Source organism: Shewanella sp. Isolate8 (assembly GCF_022398495.1).
Classification (GTDB): Bacteria; Pseudomonadota; Gammaproteobacteria; order Enterobacterales; family Shewanellaceae; genus Shewanella; species Shewanella aquimarina.
Map to the genome: position 1 here is coordinate 55,784 of NZ_JAKEVI010000003.1, position 14,405 is coordinate 70,188.

14 protein-coding genes and 1 riboswitch are annotated in these 14,405 nt (G+C 53.3%); of the genes, 9 read left to right on the forward strand and 5 right to left on the reverse strand.

The genetic code is table 11. The features are described 5' to 3' along the window. Positions 1 to 34 precede the first annotated feature (34 nt). Positions 35 to 934: a LysR family transcriptional regulator gene (locus tag L1D43_RS12725; protein ID WP_239852079.1), complete on the forward strand. Its 900-nt coding sequence runs from the start codon at positions 35 to 37 to the stop codon at positions 932 to 934. Between the two features lie 80 nt (positions 935 to 1,014). After that, entirely contained in the window at positions 1,015 to 1,281 is a 267-nt protein-coding gene (locus L1D43_RS12730) for a hypothetical protein (RefSeq protein ID WP_239852081.1), read from the forward strand. 99 nt (positions 1,282 to 1,380) lie between these two features. Here the strand turns inward: L1D43_RS12730 and L1D43_RS12735 are convergent, their stop codons facing one another. From L1D43_RS12735 to L1D43_RS12755, 5 genes are all read right to left on the reverse strand, one after another. Beyond that, positions 1,381 to 2,112, reverse strand: a complete 732-nt coding sequence (locus L1D43_RS12735) for an HDOD domain-containing protein (protein ID WP_041508692.1) — start codon at positions 2,110 to 2,112, stop codon at positions 1,381 to 1,383. Positions 2,113 to 2,364: 252 nt separating this feature from the next. After that, positions 2,365 to 2,976 (reverse strand): arylesterase, encoded by a 612-nt coding sequence (locus tag L1D43_RS12740; protein ID WP_239852083.1) that lies wholly within the window; start codon positions 2,974 to 2,976, stop codon positions 2,365 to 2,367. Between the two features lie 93 nt (positions 2,977 to 3,069). Beyond that, on the reverse strand, positions 3,070 to 5,028 hold the full coding sequence (locus L1D43_RS12745; RefSeq protein ID WP_239852085.1) for a TonB-dependent receptor: 1,959 nt from the start codon (positions 5,026 to 5,028) through the stop codon (positions 3,070 to 3,072). Between the two features lie 98 nt (positions 5,029 to 5,126). After that, positions 5,127 to 5,343, reverse strand: a riboswitch (cobalamin riboswitch). Positions 5,344 to 5,565: 222 nt separating this feature from the next. Then, positions 5,566 to 5,916 carry a DUF805 domain-containing protein gene (locus L1D43_RS12750; RefSeq protein WP_239852086.1) on the reverse strand — a complete coding sequence of 117 codons (351 nt, stop codon included), beginning with the start codon at positions 5,914 to 5,916 and terminating at the stop codon, positions 5,566 to 5,568. A gap of 224 nt (positions 5,917 to 6,140) precedes the next feature. Then, complete coding sequence (locus L1D43_RS12755) at positions 6,141 to 6,779, reverse strand: hypothetical protein (protein WP_239852087.1); 639 nt, start codon at positions 6,777 to 6,779, stop codon at positions 6,141 to 6,143. A 294-nt stretch (positions 6,780 to 7,073) separates the two neighbouring features. Between L1D43_RS12755 and L1D43_RS12760 the strand changes: the two genes are divergently transcribed. The 7 genes from L1D43_RS12760 to L1D43_RS12790 all read left to right on the forward strand — a co-directional run bounded on the left by L1D43_RS12760 (position 7,074) and on the right by L1D43_RS12790 (position 14,254). After that, positions 7,074 to 7,451, forward strand: coding sequence for a BlaI/MecI/CopY family transcriptional regulator (locus L1D43_RS12760; protein ID WP_239852089.1), 378 nt, complete (start codon positions 7,074 to 7,076; stop codon positions 7,449 to 7,451). After that, positions 7,448 to 8,704, forward strand: a complete 1,257-nt coding sequence (locus tag L1D43_RS12765) for a TonB family protein (protein ID WP_239852090.1) — start codon at positions 7,448 to 7,450, stop codon at positions 8,702 to 8,704. The genes L1D43_RS12760 and L1D43_RS12765 overlap by 4 nt, the downstream gene beginning before the upstream one ends. A 316-nt stretch (positions 8,705 to 9,020) precedes the next feature. After that, positions 9,021 to 10,661 carry a pepsin-like aspartyl protease gene (locus L1D43_RS12770; RefSeq protein ID WP_239852091.1) on the forward strand — a complete coding sequence of 547 codons (1,641 nt, stop codon included), beginning with the start codon at positions 9,021 to 9,023 and terminating at the stop codon, positions 10,659 to 10,661. A gap of 67 nt (positions 10,662 to 10,728) precedes the next feature. Continuing rightward, complete coding sequence (locus L1D43_RS12775) at positions 10,729 to 11,262, forward strand: GNAT family N-acetyltransferase (RefSeq protein WP_239852093.1); 534 nt, start codon at positions 10,729 to 10,731, stop codon at positions 11,260 to 11,262. A 94-nt stretch (positions 11,263 to 11,356) separates the two neighbouring features. Beyond that, a complete protein-coding gene (locus tag L1D43_RS12780) occupies positions 11,357 to 12,169 on the forward strand; it encodes an SAM-dependent methyltransferase (RefSeq protein ID WP_239852095.1) in 813 nt (270 codons plus the stop codon). A 41-nt stretch (positions 12,170 to 12,210) separates the two neighbouring features. Next, complete coding sequence (locus L1D43_RS12785) at positions 12,211 to 12,477, forward strand: hypothetical protein (protein ID WP_239852097.1); 267 nt, start codon at positions 12,211 to 12,213, stop codon at positions 12,475 to 12,477. 451 nt (positions 12,478 to 12,928) lie between these two features. Further along, positions 12,929 to 14,254: a GGDEF domain-containing protein gene (locus tag L1D43_RS12790; RefSeq protein WP_239852098.1), complete on the forward strand. Its 1,326-nt coding sequence runs from the start codon at positions 12,929 to 12,931 to the stop codon at positions 14,252 to 14,254. Positions 14,255 to 14,405 lie beyond the last annotated feature (151 nt).

Consider the following 14,405-nt stretch of genomic DNA (forward strand, 5'->3'; position numbering starts at 1 on the left):
CGAGCAACATGAGCCAAATTCATGTGAGGTAAAAATGATAGAGCTTAGGCATTTACGTACATTGGTCGCCCTGAAAGAGAGCGGCAGTCTCGCGGGCGCAGCCAAGAAGCGCTTTGTCACCCAGTCGGCCTTATCCCACCAGATCAAGGAACTGGAAACCCGCATCAACTCGGCGATTTTCGTGCGTAAGAGTAAACCCCTCTCCTTTACCCAGGAGGGCGCGCGTCTGCTCAATCTCGCCGAAGAGATCCTGCCTAAGGTGATAGAGACGGAAATCGATCTCAAGAATGGCCTGGGCGGCGAGGTGAAAGATCTCTTTGTCGGTATAGAGTGTCACAGCTGCTTTCGATGGCTGATGCCGGTGATCGAGCAGTTTAATGCCAGCTTTCCCCACACCAATCTGGAGCTGTCGAGCCGTCATCTGTTCGATTCGCTGACCGCACTCAAGCAGGGACAACTAGATGTGGTGCTCACCTCAGACCCTATTCCGGATCATGATATCGCCTATCAGCATCTATTCGATTTCGAGGTCAAGCTATTGGTCGCGGCAGACCATCCGCTGGCCGAACTCCCCTATGTCACGGCCGCGCAGCTAAGCGAGCAGACACTGCTCACCTACCCGGTACCGCTGGACAGACTGGATATCTACCGTCACTTCTTGGAGCCTGCCGGGGTGCCTGTAGCCAAGCAGATCCGCTGCGATCTCACCGCCATGTTGCTGCAACGCATCGCCTGTAAGGATGGGGTTGCCGCCCTGCCTAACTGGTCGATCAACGAGGCTCACGGCCTGTCGCTTAAAGCGGTAAAACTTGGGCCGGAAGGACTCAAGCGCCCCCTGTTTGGCGCCTATCGCAGCAATGGCAGCAGTGCTCGCCTCGCCCAGCAATGGCTCAATCTGGTGACCTCAGAGGGACTGGAACGCCAGGGGCATTAGGCCAAACAGCAAGCCGAGTATACAAGACGATGGCATAGAGATAGACTGGGATAAAACTGGAGAAACGCTAAAGGATTAGTATGAAAATTGTGGCACTTTTTGTTCAGGTCTGTCTGTGGTTTAGTATCGTCTTATCCCCCGCCTTGTTGGGTCTGCTTATCGGTGGCCTGTTAGCCTCGCAACAAAGCCAGACCAGCCTAAACGTTCCATTAATAGGCCTCACGCTTGGTGCACTTTTGGGAACCATCTGGGCCGAATATATCCGTCGAACCCTCGGCCTCAGTCAATTCTTAGGTCGCCTGGTAGCGACTCCCGACATCGACGGCCGCTCTGCTCACAAGCCTTGAGCCACTGCACCCTAGCCTCTTCTCTCACCCCCAGTTCATAAGAAATAAGACACAAAAAAACCTGCACTTGGCAGGTTTTCTTTTATCTGGTCGAAGGCCCTAGAGCGGGTTGAGCAGTTGATTGCGCATGGAAAGCACCCGGCGCAGCACTAGGCCCGGAGAGTCTGGGTTACGGGTCTGACGCAGGTTGTGGGCGATCATAAACTCTTCTCTAAGCTCTTCGTCCAGGCCTAAGGAATCGAAGGCTTCCAACGTCAGGGTCTGCTTCTGATTATCGATCAACGACTTGATGATGGAGAGCGGGAACGACTGCTCCGACTCGGCATTCAGATAGGCGAAGGCGGTCAGGGCGATGATCTCGCCAAACACACTAAACAGCGCCAGGGTCTGTACCTCATCGGGATTGATGTTTACCCCTTCCATATGATGCAGGCTATCGACGGCGTCTGTGGCTATGCTCTCGGTAAGTGCCCAGTAGCCATACACCAGCTTCTTATAAGGCTGAGGCAGCTCATCGAGGCGCTCCTTGAGATAGAAGGTGAAGGCATAACGGTAGATATTGACCTGCCCCAGGCGCACCAGGGCATCTTTCAATGAACGGTTCTTCGAGGAGACTATGCCACCGGCATTGGCCGCCGAATTACTGCGCCATAGCAGGTGCGCCGCCAGGGCGGGATCGGAAGAGACGATATCGATCACATTGCGAATATCGCCATCGGCAATAATGGCTTTCTTCAACGGGATCAAAATACCCCGTCGCCCGATAACCTGTTCTTCATTGGCAATAATTGCACGTACTTGAGTGAATACCTGATGCTCAAGATCTGTCATGAGAAGTCATTAACCTGATTTATTATTGGCACGGCGCCGTTTGTTATCCGAGAATTTACCCATAAAACGACTGTCTGGGTCAAGTCGATTTGGGGTAAAAACGGACATTAACCTAAATAAATTCATCTTGCCACTCACGCTAACCCTTTCGGCCTGATTAAACGACAAAATTCCGTCAGTTAACCAAGCGGTGGCATCCATAGATTGGCCTAAAGCCGGGGGCATATTTACTCGCTGCCAGCGTCATCGAAACTATAAGGCACCAGCCCGTTGCAGACGCCGGTAAAGGTGCTCGGCGAGGCGGCGATAGCCATCATCATTGAGGTGAATCGCATCAGATTTTACCTCTGATAATTTTAGCAGCTCTGTCAGAAAATCCTCAATAAATAGCGGTTGATATTGCGCCGCCAACTGCCCGTACAGGGGCGCGGTTTCCAGCCAGATGCTCTTCTGGGGAACACCGATCAGCACAACTGGAATATCTCGCCGCTGCGCCTCAGCGAGCATGGCGGCCAAATTGTCCTCCACCTGCGCCGCGCTGCTATTGCGCAAAAAATCATTGCCGCCCTCGAGCAAGATGATAAGGTCCGGCGCGGTCTCATCCAGCACCCGGGCGAAACGCGTTAGCCCCTGGGCGCTTGTCTCCCCCGAGATACCTGCGTTAATCACCGCTCGCCCGCTCATTCTCTGCAATTGGCTGGGATAATCCATGCCGGTGCTGGCCCCCACGCCTTGGGTCAGGCTATCACCGAAGGCGAGGATCCTGGCATCGCTGGCCAGCGGAGCAAACGAGGGGCCACTGGCGGGCCAGAAGGTGATGATCGCTAGTAATATAACGGGCAAGAGTAGCCACTTAAATTTCATCCCACAGACTCCCAAATGATCTATGCCCTATGATGAACAGCGGGCAATAAAAAAGCCAGTCAAGTGTGACTGGCTCTTAGGACTTTAACAGCTCTAGAAGCGGTAGCTGGCAGTCAGGCGTAGCGCGCGCCCCGTGCCAGGGTAATAACCGCTACCCCAGGTACTGAAGTAACCTGAGCTGACGTACTCCTTATCCAGCAGGTTGTCGACTCGCAGGCTGGCCAGCCAGGCATCGCGGCTATAGTTGATGGCGATGTTTGCCAGGGTATAGGCATCGAGCTTGTCTCCCTGATTGGCATTGTCGCCCTCCATGTAGCGCTCGCCCGTGTAGACACCCTCGACAAAGAGCTGCAGGTGCTGGTACACATCATAGCTAACGTAGCCACGGCCACTGTTCTTGGCTACCCAGGAGAGCGCCTTGCCCTCGTTAACCCCTTCGGTGAACTCGGCATCGATATAGTTGTACTCGAGGCCCAGCAGCAGATCCTGAGTCGCCTGCCAATCCCAATCGGCGCTCACACCATAGCGACGCGAAGCATCGGCGTTCACGTTGGCGCCGGGGAAACTACCACCCACGGGGGTCTCGGCGCTCGGGTCGAAGACGATCTCATCTTCGAGATCCAGTCGATAGGCGCTCACGCGCAGGGTGTTTTGCTCGAGCAGCAGATCCCAGCCCGCCTCGTAGCTGCGACCCGTCTGTGGCTTGAGCCCCTGAATACTTGCCGGGGTGTAGGCCTGCTCATCCACCTTGGCGAAACGGAAGTTGTCATCGGCGCGCAGATAGAAGCGGTGGTGCTGATTAGGGCGATAGTTGAGGCCGAGCTCGAAGGCATGGGCATCCTGATCGAGATCGATCCCATTTGGATAGGCACTGGCGTCCACCAGCTCATCGGTCACCTCGGCATAGCGACCGCCCACCACATAGCTGAAGCTGTCAGTGAGGGGAACAGTCGCCTGCAGATAGGCGCTGGCCAGCTTCTGCACATTGCTGCGACCGTTGCTAAATACCGACTCGCCGCGGCTCAAATCCAGGCCGGTCACCAGCTTAAGCGGGCCATTATCCGTCTTGATGTTGGCAACCGCCTTAGGTTTAAACTCCAGCAGTGAGCGGGTATCGCGGCGGGTCGTATTCCAGGTACTCAGGCCTGTGATCAAGCTATCGCTGTAGTTAAGATCGGCGCCCAGCGACCAGGCATCATTTAGCTGACGCTGATAGCCGGTGCGGGCCGCCGTAGTCATCTCATGCAGGTAGGCATCATTAAAGAGAGCACCCGCTTGTGTCGGATCCTCCTCGATCTGCTCCTCATTCAGTGCGGCAGCCAGTTCGCGATGGTTGTCATAGTGACTCGCCTCGGCGAAGAACTGCTGCACCTCATCGTCATACTGCAGGCGCCCCAGCACAGAGCTGGTCTTGCTAGCATTGTGATCGCGATAGTTATCGCTCTTGAGGTGGTTGGCCGCGCCATAGAGGCGCCAGTTGTCGTTGATGGCGACCGACCCTTCGGCCTTGGCCTCAAAGGTGTCGAAGCTGCCACCGGAGAGCTGCAGGCTGCCGCCGTTATCTTTCGGCGCCTTGGTGATAATGTTAATCACCCCACCAACCGCCTGGTCGCCATAGAGCACACCGGCGCTGCCAGACAATATCTCGACCCGCTCCACCTGGTTGAGTCCGATGGCGCTGATGCTCGGCGCGGCAATATCGATATTGTTGAGACGACGACCGTCGATCAGAATCAAGGTGTTGTTGACCGCCTGACTGGCGCTGAAACCTCGCATGGCAAACACGGCACCCGAGTTTGAATCTGAGACCTGAATACCGCTCTGTCCGCGCAGCAGCTCGGTGAGGTTAGTGGCACCGCTAAGTTCGATGGCGGCGGCGTCGATCACATTAACGTTAGCCGCGATATTGATAGGGGTGTTTTCGCTGCGGCCGATAACCGTGATGGTTTCGTCCACAGGCCCAGGGGTGCCCGAACTTTCCGCTAAGGCAGGAAAGCTCCCGGCCAGACAGGCGCCAAGCAGTAGCGCAATTTTACTAGGTTGTGTACCCATTTTCCTTTAACTCCTAAAAGGGAAACAGGGCAAGGCGTCACGACTGGGCGCAGTCCATCAAACCGCCAGGGTCGCATTTCGAGATCTGCCCGCCGAAATCTCAAAATCACCTTAAGGGCCGGTCTCCGGACTGAGGCTAAGTTCAAACGATGCGTTTAAACGACGAGCGTAGATTTTTTTAACGCCATGATGTTAAAGGCATGGCGCACCCAGCTCTCACCTATCACCGTTGCGGGGGCAGTGCCAGATTCTCACTGGCTTCCCGATTATCCCTTGCGCCATTTTGGCCAGGGCACCACATAAGGTTGACTAAATTTGGTCACGCTCTGTCTCATGGCAAGCCGCGGTTTACCCGCGGCGTGATGGAGAGGCTCTCTCCCGGCTACTGTGACAGAACGCGGGCATTATAGACGTCTACACGTATAAATGTCTAATACTCCCATAATGGCCCGAGTCGGCATCTTCACCCAAGGGCTGCATTACTCCCTAAAAACAACAAAGGAGGCCTAAGCCTCCTTCATCGCAGATAGGGGAAATTTACGCCTCGGCTAATGCCTTGGGGTTTTCACCATATTCGTTGCCTTCAACGCTGTCTTGTACATAGAAGACGATCAGCACGATAGCGCCGATGAGCGGGATCAGGCCGATCAGCTGCCACCAGCCCGAACGGCCGGTGTCGTGTAGGCGTCTGGCCGAGATAGCGAGAGTTGGGATCAGCAGTGCCAGCGAGAAGATACCGCTCAGCATATACAGACCTGTCACCACATCTATGGTTGCCGCCACGGCATAGAAGATGATGTAGAACAGGGTATACATCCAAAATTCTTTGCGACGCGCGCGGCCGGTGAAATCAGCAAACTTCTTCAACGCACCAATAAAATATTCCATTATAGTTCCCTTTGTTTACGTAAATTAACCGAAAAACTCCAATAAAGAGGGGGCCATTCCTGAGCCCCCTATTGGATAAGCTTCATAATATATCAATAGTTTCAAAAATATAATTGAAATTTAATGACAATCTCGCTTCGCTCACAGACGATCCACTTGCATCTAAAAAAATCGCTCCCTTGTGCCGAGAGGCGAATAGATCAACCAGCATCTAACGAGCGAGACTAACGCAGGCTCGCCATGTCGGCGATGCGCTCGATGGGTGGTGCTATCTTGAGCGAAGAGGTTGATAACAAGGCCTCTCCCCGCGCCGATTGATGCAGCAGAAACAGATCTTCCTCACCGGCGATAACCGTGTAGTGGCCTATCTCACCTACCGGCTTATCCATGCCCTGCTCACCCCTATGAGTGTGAGGCATCTTGTCGCAGGTTAGCATGGCGCTATAGCTTGCCTTGCCACCTAGCTCGCTGGCGCCCAGTTTCTGATAATGCATCTCCCCTTCGCAGGTAATGCGGTACTGCTCGGCGAAACCGTCGAGAAAGGCCTCAGGGTCGATACGCTCCGCCATCCCCTTAAATCCCTGCACACAATAGAGCGACGACCAATGGGCCAGCAGCTCCTGGGCAGGGACAAACTCGGCCGAAAACATATCGCCGTGCTGCTCGCTATAGGCTAGCCGCCAGTTAGCGGGGAAATACAGTCCAAGATTTTGCTTGAAAATAGTCAACTGACTGGGTTGTACCTGAACCTGTGACGACATCTGTGCCACCTGGGTGGCGCTCACGCTAAGGGGCTGTAAGAGCAAGGCCAGCGCCAGCCCTCTCACCAAAGCCTGAGTGAATACCTGTGGTGAAAAATCCATTTTATCTACCTCATCCTCAATGCTGCGACACTTAGATAGCCGACAAAGATAGCCAACAAAGATAGCCAACAAAGATAGCCGACAAAGATAGCCAACAATACGGTCGCAAGCGGCGGCTAATCCCAGTGTAAATCACTAAACGGGAGTGATATCCAGCAGATGTTACTACAAAGTCGCGCTAGTCGATGGGTTGATTTACGAAATTTAAGACTGAAATAATGCTTGACGCTTTTGATTACAAGTGTAATCTTAATTTAAAAATTACACTTGTAATCAATTGAAGACGGTTGAATCATGAAAGAGATCAGCAACGCCGAGCTGTCGGTACTCAACATACTCTGGCAAAACGCCCCCTTAGGTGCCAGCGACGTGGTGGAGGCTCTGGCCAGTAGCCAGGGGATGCACGAAAAAACCGTAAAGACCCTGCTCAACCGTCTGGTGAAGAAACAGGCCCTGGGTTATGAGAAGGAGGGCCGGGCCTATCTTTACTATCCCTTGATCGATCAGAGCGAGTATCAACTCAAGGAGAGCCAATCTTTCGTCGAGCGGGTATTCGCCGGTAAGGTCGCCCCCCTGGTGGCGGGTTTCGCCAAGCAGAAACAGTTGAGCCCCGAAGATATCGCCGAACTAAAGGCCTTGATCGATGACTGGGAAGAGGAGCAATCCTCATGATGAGCCTAATCATCAATGTGATGCTGCCGCTGACCCTGTTGTGCGCCGCCATCTTGCTGCTACACAAACCGCTACTTGCTAGGTTAGGCGCCCACAACACCTACACCCTCTGGGTCGCCGTGCCCTTACTACTGGCGGGCACTGTGATAGGTCAGCTCATTCCGGCAAGGCTAACCAATCCGTCGCTGTACCCGCTGCAGCACTTCCGGGTGCAGGCCAGCGAGTTCCTATCCCAGAGCCATTACGCCACGCTGAATATGACCCTAGGCTACCTCTGGCTGCTGGGCAGCCTGACACTTTTGGGCATACTCCTCTATCAGGCCATTCGGCTCAGGCAAGTTGTCGCGCAAGCCCAAGGGCTCGACCTGCCCAAGGCACTGCTCTCCTTCATGCAGCTAGCAGAGTCGACACCTAAAGCCTCTGTGGGCATCAAGTGTCACCCACAGATAGACTCGCCCATGCTGGCCGGTCTACTCAAGCCGGTGATCTTGGTACCTATGGATTTTAAACAACTCACTCAATCCCAGCAGGCCTCGATACTCGACCATGAGCTTAGGCATCTGGCACGTCACGACATTGCGGCCAACCTGCTGGGCTATCTACTGGTCTCCCTGTTCTGGTTTAACCCTGTCTGCTGGCTGGCCTATCGTCGTTTTCGTGACGATCAGGAGATCGCCTGCGATGCCGAGGTCACCAGGCATATGGATAAACAACAAAGAATTGCCTATAGCCAAACGCTATTGGCTTACTCCCAGCAGGCCCACCTTGGCATGCTACACACTCACTATGGAAACAAGACCATCCTCAAGGAGCGGATCATGCAATTGAAGAAAACACACACTAAGCACCCTCTGGCCATTTTAGGCCTGGCACTTACATTGGGCTTGTCGGGCGCCTTAATTAACCAAAGCGCCATCGCGGGCGACAAGCATCAGGACAAACACCACAACGAGGCCAAGGCGCCAAGCCCTGTCATGCGCGTCGAGCCAGCTTATCCCGCCGAGGCCGCCGAGAAACGCATCGAGGGCTATGTCCAGCTGCAATTTGATATCGACAAGCAAGGCAAAGTCAGCAACGTCACCATCATCAAGTCTTACCCGGGCAACATGTTTGATGACGAGGCGATGAAGGCTCTGTCCCAATGGCGATATGAATCATCAAAAACAGGTGTCACCAATGCCAAGGTACAGCTGGACTTCATGATGTCGGCGCCTAAGGCGGAGATCGAAAGAGTGCGGGTGACCGCTGGCTAACGCCTGCTGGACAATGCGAAAGTGAAAAGGGGCCGCGTCGCTCTTTTTCTGTTACTGATTCTGTTACTGAGCATTTGCACCCGACCTTCACTTATTTCTAGCTGCTCTTCCCCCGAACAGCTCTCCCCTTCCGAGCTGCACTTACTCCTTAGCGACCATAGACTCAAGCCCCATAGCTTACACTGCCCCTAAGCAACACCAGAGCAAACGCCTGCAACTCTCCTCGACGCGCAGCAGATTGACCCCTATAGATAGATGGGGTAAAACAATGGCTTACATAATAAGAATATGAATTCCCTTAACCCAAAGGTCATCGATGAGTTCAACGACAACCACGCCCCGCACCCTCAAAGTCCCGCTAGTGAATGTCTACGCCAAAGGTGGCTACAGCGCCCAGCTTCGCATTGGCGCCGAGAAACACCCGCTAAATCTTATCTTAGATACGGGTAGCAGCACCCTGGTGGTGTCAGGCAGCGACTATGTGGAAGAGCGCGACAGCGCCCTCACCCCCACCAGCTTCGCCCAGGAGGTGCTCTACGGCATAGGCGGCTGGGACGGCCCGGTAGTCTATACCCGGGTGGGGATTCGTGAGGATGCGATAGATTTCGATCTCCATGACGACCATGTTCCCCATGCCCATCATCCGATTGTACTTGAGCAGTGCCCTGTGGCCGTAGTGTCATCCCTGGCCCAGGAGACCAGCTTTGCCGATGCCGACGGTATACTTGGGCTTGCCTATGATGGCCTCAACAAGGTCTATGATCTAAAAGACTATTTTCATCACTATGGCATAGCCCCGGCGCTCACCCATCCCTGGCCGTTCGACGAGGAGATCCACCTGTGCACCCAGCACTATCGCCCCATACTCACCGAGGCCAACCGGGACTTCTCTATAGTGCAGACAGGCAGCAACTCTACTGCATCAGACACCCAATGGCACCAGGCGACCGAGCAGAGCTTCAACAGCGAAGACCTACGTCAGTTTAAGCGCTTCTTGCGTACCCAACCCACCAATGATCTACCCCCCTACTTTAGCAACTTGACCAGTCATGGCCTGACGCCAAATAAATTTGCCTTCTTCGCCCGCCGCTCCAGCATACATGTGGCGAGCCAGGAGGTACTCGTCCCCAATAGCGCCAACGACTTTGCCTTCCTCGGCCAGGATCCCCTCAACCAAGGCTGGTTAATCTTAGGCGGCGGAGAGGAACATACCGAACTCTATCGGGGCGAGTTTAAGACCATAGCGGTGATCGAGAACAAGTATTACAACGTCAATCTGGTGGGGATGAGTATCGGCGACAATGAGATGGTCCCCAGCCTGCTGACGCAGTCGCTGGCGGAGCAAGCGCCCACTTCTTACGACGCTCAGCCTGATCATAGCGAACTCTGCCCCGACGGCCAGCACCTGCACACCCATGGGGTACATATCTGTGACACCCTAAGGGGACAGAGCAACGCCATTATCGACACTGGCGCCTCGGCCATAGTACTCACCCGCCACCTGTTTGGCGCGCTCAGCCAGGCGCTTGAAGCCATCAATCCCAGCTTCATCCAGCAGATAGCCCCCTTTAGCGATATCGCCTATCAGCAGACAGGTATCCCCATGGACGAGCTGCAACTGGGTAGCTGGCCAGATCTCACCTTCTATTTCGTCGGTCCGAGAAACGAGCATGAGGCAACGCCAAGTTGTGATGACCCAGACTGCCCGCCCGGTTGCGAGCCCATCGCCATCACTGTCACGCCCCGGCACTACTGGCAGATAAACACGCCGACCAAGGGGAAGGCCTGCTTCAAACTGCTGTCACAGCTGCCTAACTGGCCGGATCAATCTATCCTCGGCCTGCCGCTGATGAGCGGCTACTATGTGATATTTGATCGCTCGGTCGATGAAAAGGGCGTCATTCGCTTCGCCGAGCAGAAACCGCTAGTGATGTCGGAGGCCCAGCTTGCCAAGTAACCCTCAGCTCCCGTCGAGACTTACCCAAGACTTGCCAAATCATGTTTTTTGCAGCGAGCGCCTGACTATGCGCCCGATAAATGAGACAGACAAGGCGCTATATCGCCGCCTCTATTGCGACGAGAGAGTGATGCGCCACATAGGCACGCCGCTCACACAGGCCCAGGCCGACAGGGCATTTCAAACGGCGTTAACCCAGATGAAGCAGGCTCTTGGTAGCACTCAGCCAGATAGCCAGTATATGAACTGGACCATAGTGGAGCTGCAAAGTCAGCGCGCCATCGGCATACAGGGGCTCACCTGGCAAGGCGATAATCGTCACCAGGCCGAGATAGGCATAATGCTGACACCCGAGGCCAACGGCAAGCTCTATCCAGAGGAGGCCATGGGCGCCCTAATGGAATACGCCTACCTCAGATTAGAGGTTAAGCGCATCCAGGCTCACTTTGCCGCCAGAAACCTCGCCACCGAACGTTTCGTCAAAAAGCTGGGATTTATATTCGAAACAGAAGGATTTTCAGCAATGGATTCGGTAGTAGATGACACTCGCCAGATGAAATCTTGCTTCGCCGATCCTCAGCACTATAAAAGTCAAAAATAAGTCATCAATTCAAGGCAATTAGCGGTTTTAAAACTCGGCGATTGCTGTTAGCTTTAACCCTTAATTAACATACATGAAATCAGGACCCAAATTCATGGCGGGAAGCCTGGCTTGTGTCGGCATAGGGATGACCTTAGGCGCCCATATCTGCCCGCTGGCACGCAGCTATATTGAACAAGCCGACGTCGTTTTCTCAGGAGTCTCCAACGGCATAGTCGAACTCTGGCTAAAAGAGATGCACGGCGATGTCCGCTCGCTACAGGTCTACTATGACGAGGGCAAGTCACGCCATATCACCTATCGTGAGATGGTCGACGCCATGCTAACAGAGGTCAGACAAGGCAAGAAAGTCGTCGGCGCCTTCTATGGCCACCCCGGCGTATTCGCCCAAGCGCCCCATAGGTCACTGGAACTGGCGCGCGAAGAAGGCTTCGAGGCAGTCATGGTACCCGGTATCTCCGCCGAAGATTGCCTCATCGCCGACCTTGGCATAGATCCAGGCCAATTTGGCTGCCAGCAATTTGAAGCCAGTCAGTTTATGTTTTATCAGCGCCGCTTCGACCCCTCCTGTTACCTGATCCTATGGCAAATAGGCCTGGCCGGCGACAAGAGCATGGCCAGATTCGCCACGGGCAAGGCCCATCGTCAGGTGCTGATAGAGCTGCTGGCAGAGACTTACCCCTTAGATCATCAGGTGATCCTCTACGAGGCGGCCGTGCTCCCCATAGATAAGGTGCGCAAACACACTCTGCCGCTGCGTGATTTGGCCGATGCCGAAATTTTTATGCACACCACCTTAGTGATCCCGCCAAGCGAAAAGATGCGACCAAACCCAACAATCCTGGATAAACTCGCTAAACTTGAAACGGCTCACCAGGTCGATAACCCCCTAATGCCCGAAAACTAATCAATAACAAACTAACTACCAACAACAATTAAGGAAGAGCAATGTCGAACATTATTCAACTACTGGAACGCATGGGTCAGGATGCAGCGCTACAGACCGAAGCTGATAAACTGCAGACAATTGAAGAGTCCCAGATTAGTGCTGAACAAAAAGAGCTTATGATAAACCGCAAAGGTGATGAGCTTGCCGAGTCTCTCAAAACAAGTAAAGATATCATTTGCTTCCTAATCCCAGCGAAAGATGAGGAAGAAGAAAATGAAAGTGAAACCAAAGAGGAATCTGACAACAAGTCAGCGGTAAATCAATAAAATGAAATTTTGCTACCTACTATTTAGCATTTTATTCGTATCACTTCCTCTGCACATTAAAGCAGAGGAAAGCTTTGATTTAGGTAGCAAACTTTTACATGCAAACGAGATAAGAAGCAGTAAACCTGAAGAATTTTCCTTACTTCTTGCTGAGATCAGAAAAACAAAAAACCAGTTGAACTCGGAACAGCTTGCACTGCTCGCATATTTAGAAGCTTATGAGATCACATACAAAGGCAACTTAGAAGAAGGAACATCTCAGCTAAAAAGACTAGTCAAGAATAGTAATACACCAAATGAAATTACACTTCGGTCTGAAATATCATTAATTAATATTTTTTCGATCACCAACCAATGGACTGAAGGGTTATCCCACCTAAAAAACTTATTAAGCTTGCTCAATGAAATCCAAAACATAGAACTGAAACATAACGGCTATGCCGTTGCTTCGATGTTTTTTAATCAATTGGGACAGTATAACTCGGCTATTCAATACGCAGAAAAATTAAAGAACAGCAAACCATCGAAAAGAAATACTTGTATAGCCAATGGATTAGCCATAGAGGCACAACTTGGCCTCAATCAACTCGAGGTCGACTCCCCCGGCCTGCAAGCCGCACTCGCCAGCTGTGATGAAGAGGTGATAATGGCGAGCTTTATCCACTCCTTTATCGCCACAAAACACCTGCGAGACGGCAATACGGCAGAGGTCTATGAGCAACTCACTCCATCGCTGGAAGCCATAGAGAAGACCCGTTACCCAAGGCTGATCGCCGAGGTCTACGCCACCCTGGCCAGTGCCTACCTACTGGATAACAAGGTAGGGGAAGCGCGGTTACTGGCGGAAAAAATTGTCAACCTAGCAAAAGGACTAGGCAATACTCAGGCAGTCGTTACCGCCTACAAGGTACTCTTTGAAATCGCCGAGCTCAGCGGAAATTACGAGTCGGCACTGGATTATCACATCAAGTACGCCCAGGCCGACAAGGCATACCTGGACGATATCAAGACCAAACATCTGGCCTTTCAGCTCGCCGAGCATCAGGCGGCGGAGCAGAAGAGTCGTATCGCCCTGCTGGACAGACAGAACAACCTGCTACTCACCGAGCAGCAGCTGGCCAAGACCCAGGCGGAAAACAACCGACTGTTTATCTCGCTGCTGATCGCCATCATCACCCTGCTGGGTTTCTGGGCCTATAAGTCATGGACGATTCAGAAGCGCCTCAAGCAGCTGGCCGAATACGATGCCCTGACCCATGTGTTTAACCGCGGTCACTTCACCCAGGTCGCCCAGAGCGCGCTCACCTACTGCGAGAGCAATGCCTCCGATTTAAGCTACATACTGTTCGACCTAGATAATTTCAAACAGATCAACGACAGATTTGGTCATGCCGTGGGTGACTGGGTACTCAAGCGAGTCGCCAAGGCCTGTCAGGCCCAGGGACGCAAGAACGATATCTTCGCCCGCATAGGCGGCGAGGAGTTTTGTATCGCCCTGCCGGGCTGCACGCTGCAGACCGCAATTAAACTGGCCGAGGCCTGCCGCACGGCGATTGCCGCCATAGATTGCACAGAGACGGGTCATGAGTTTAAGGTCACGGCCAGCTTTGGGATAACAGACACTAATATGTCGGGCTATAAGCTGGAGCGGTTGATCAACGACGCCGACAGCGCCATGTATCAGTCGAAGGAAACCGGGCGGGATCGCATCTGTATCTTCGACCCAGAGGCCAAGCGTACTATTCCTCAGGCGTCCCATACTCTGCTCTCCCTCTAGCGAGGGAGTACGGGTCTGTCGCTTCTCACCAATGCCGGTCTGGGACTAGCCTTTGCAGAGTGCACAGCGAACAATTGTGTCCCTGAGCAACATATTGACCTAGAAGCCTTTTACCACAATGCAGTCCCTTTTATAATCCGGCATAGATGAA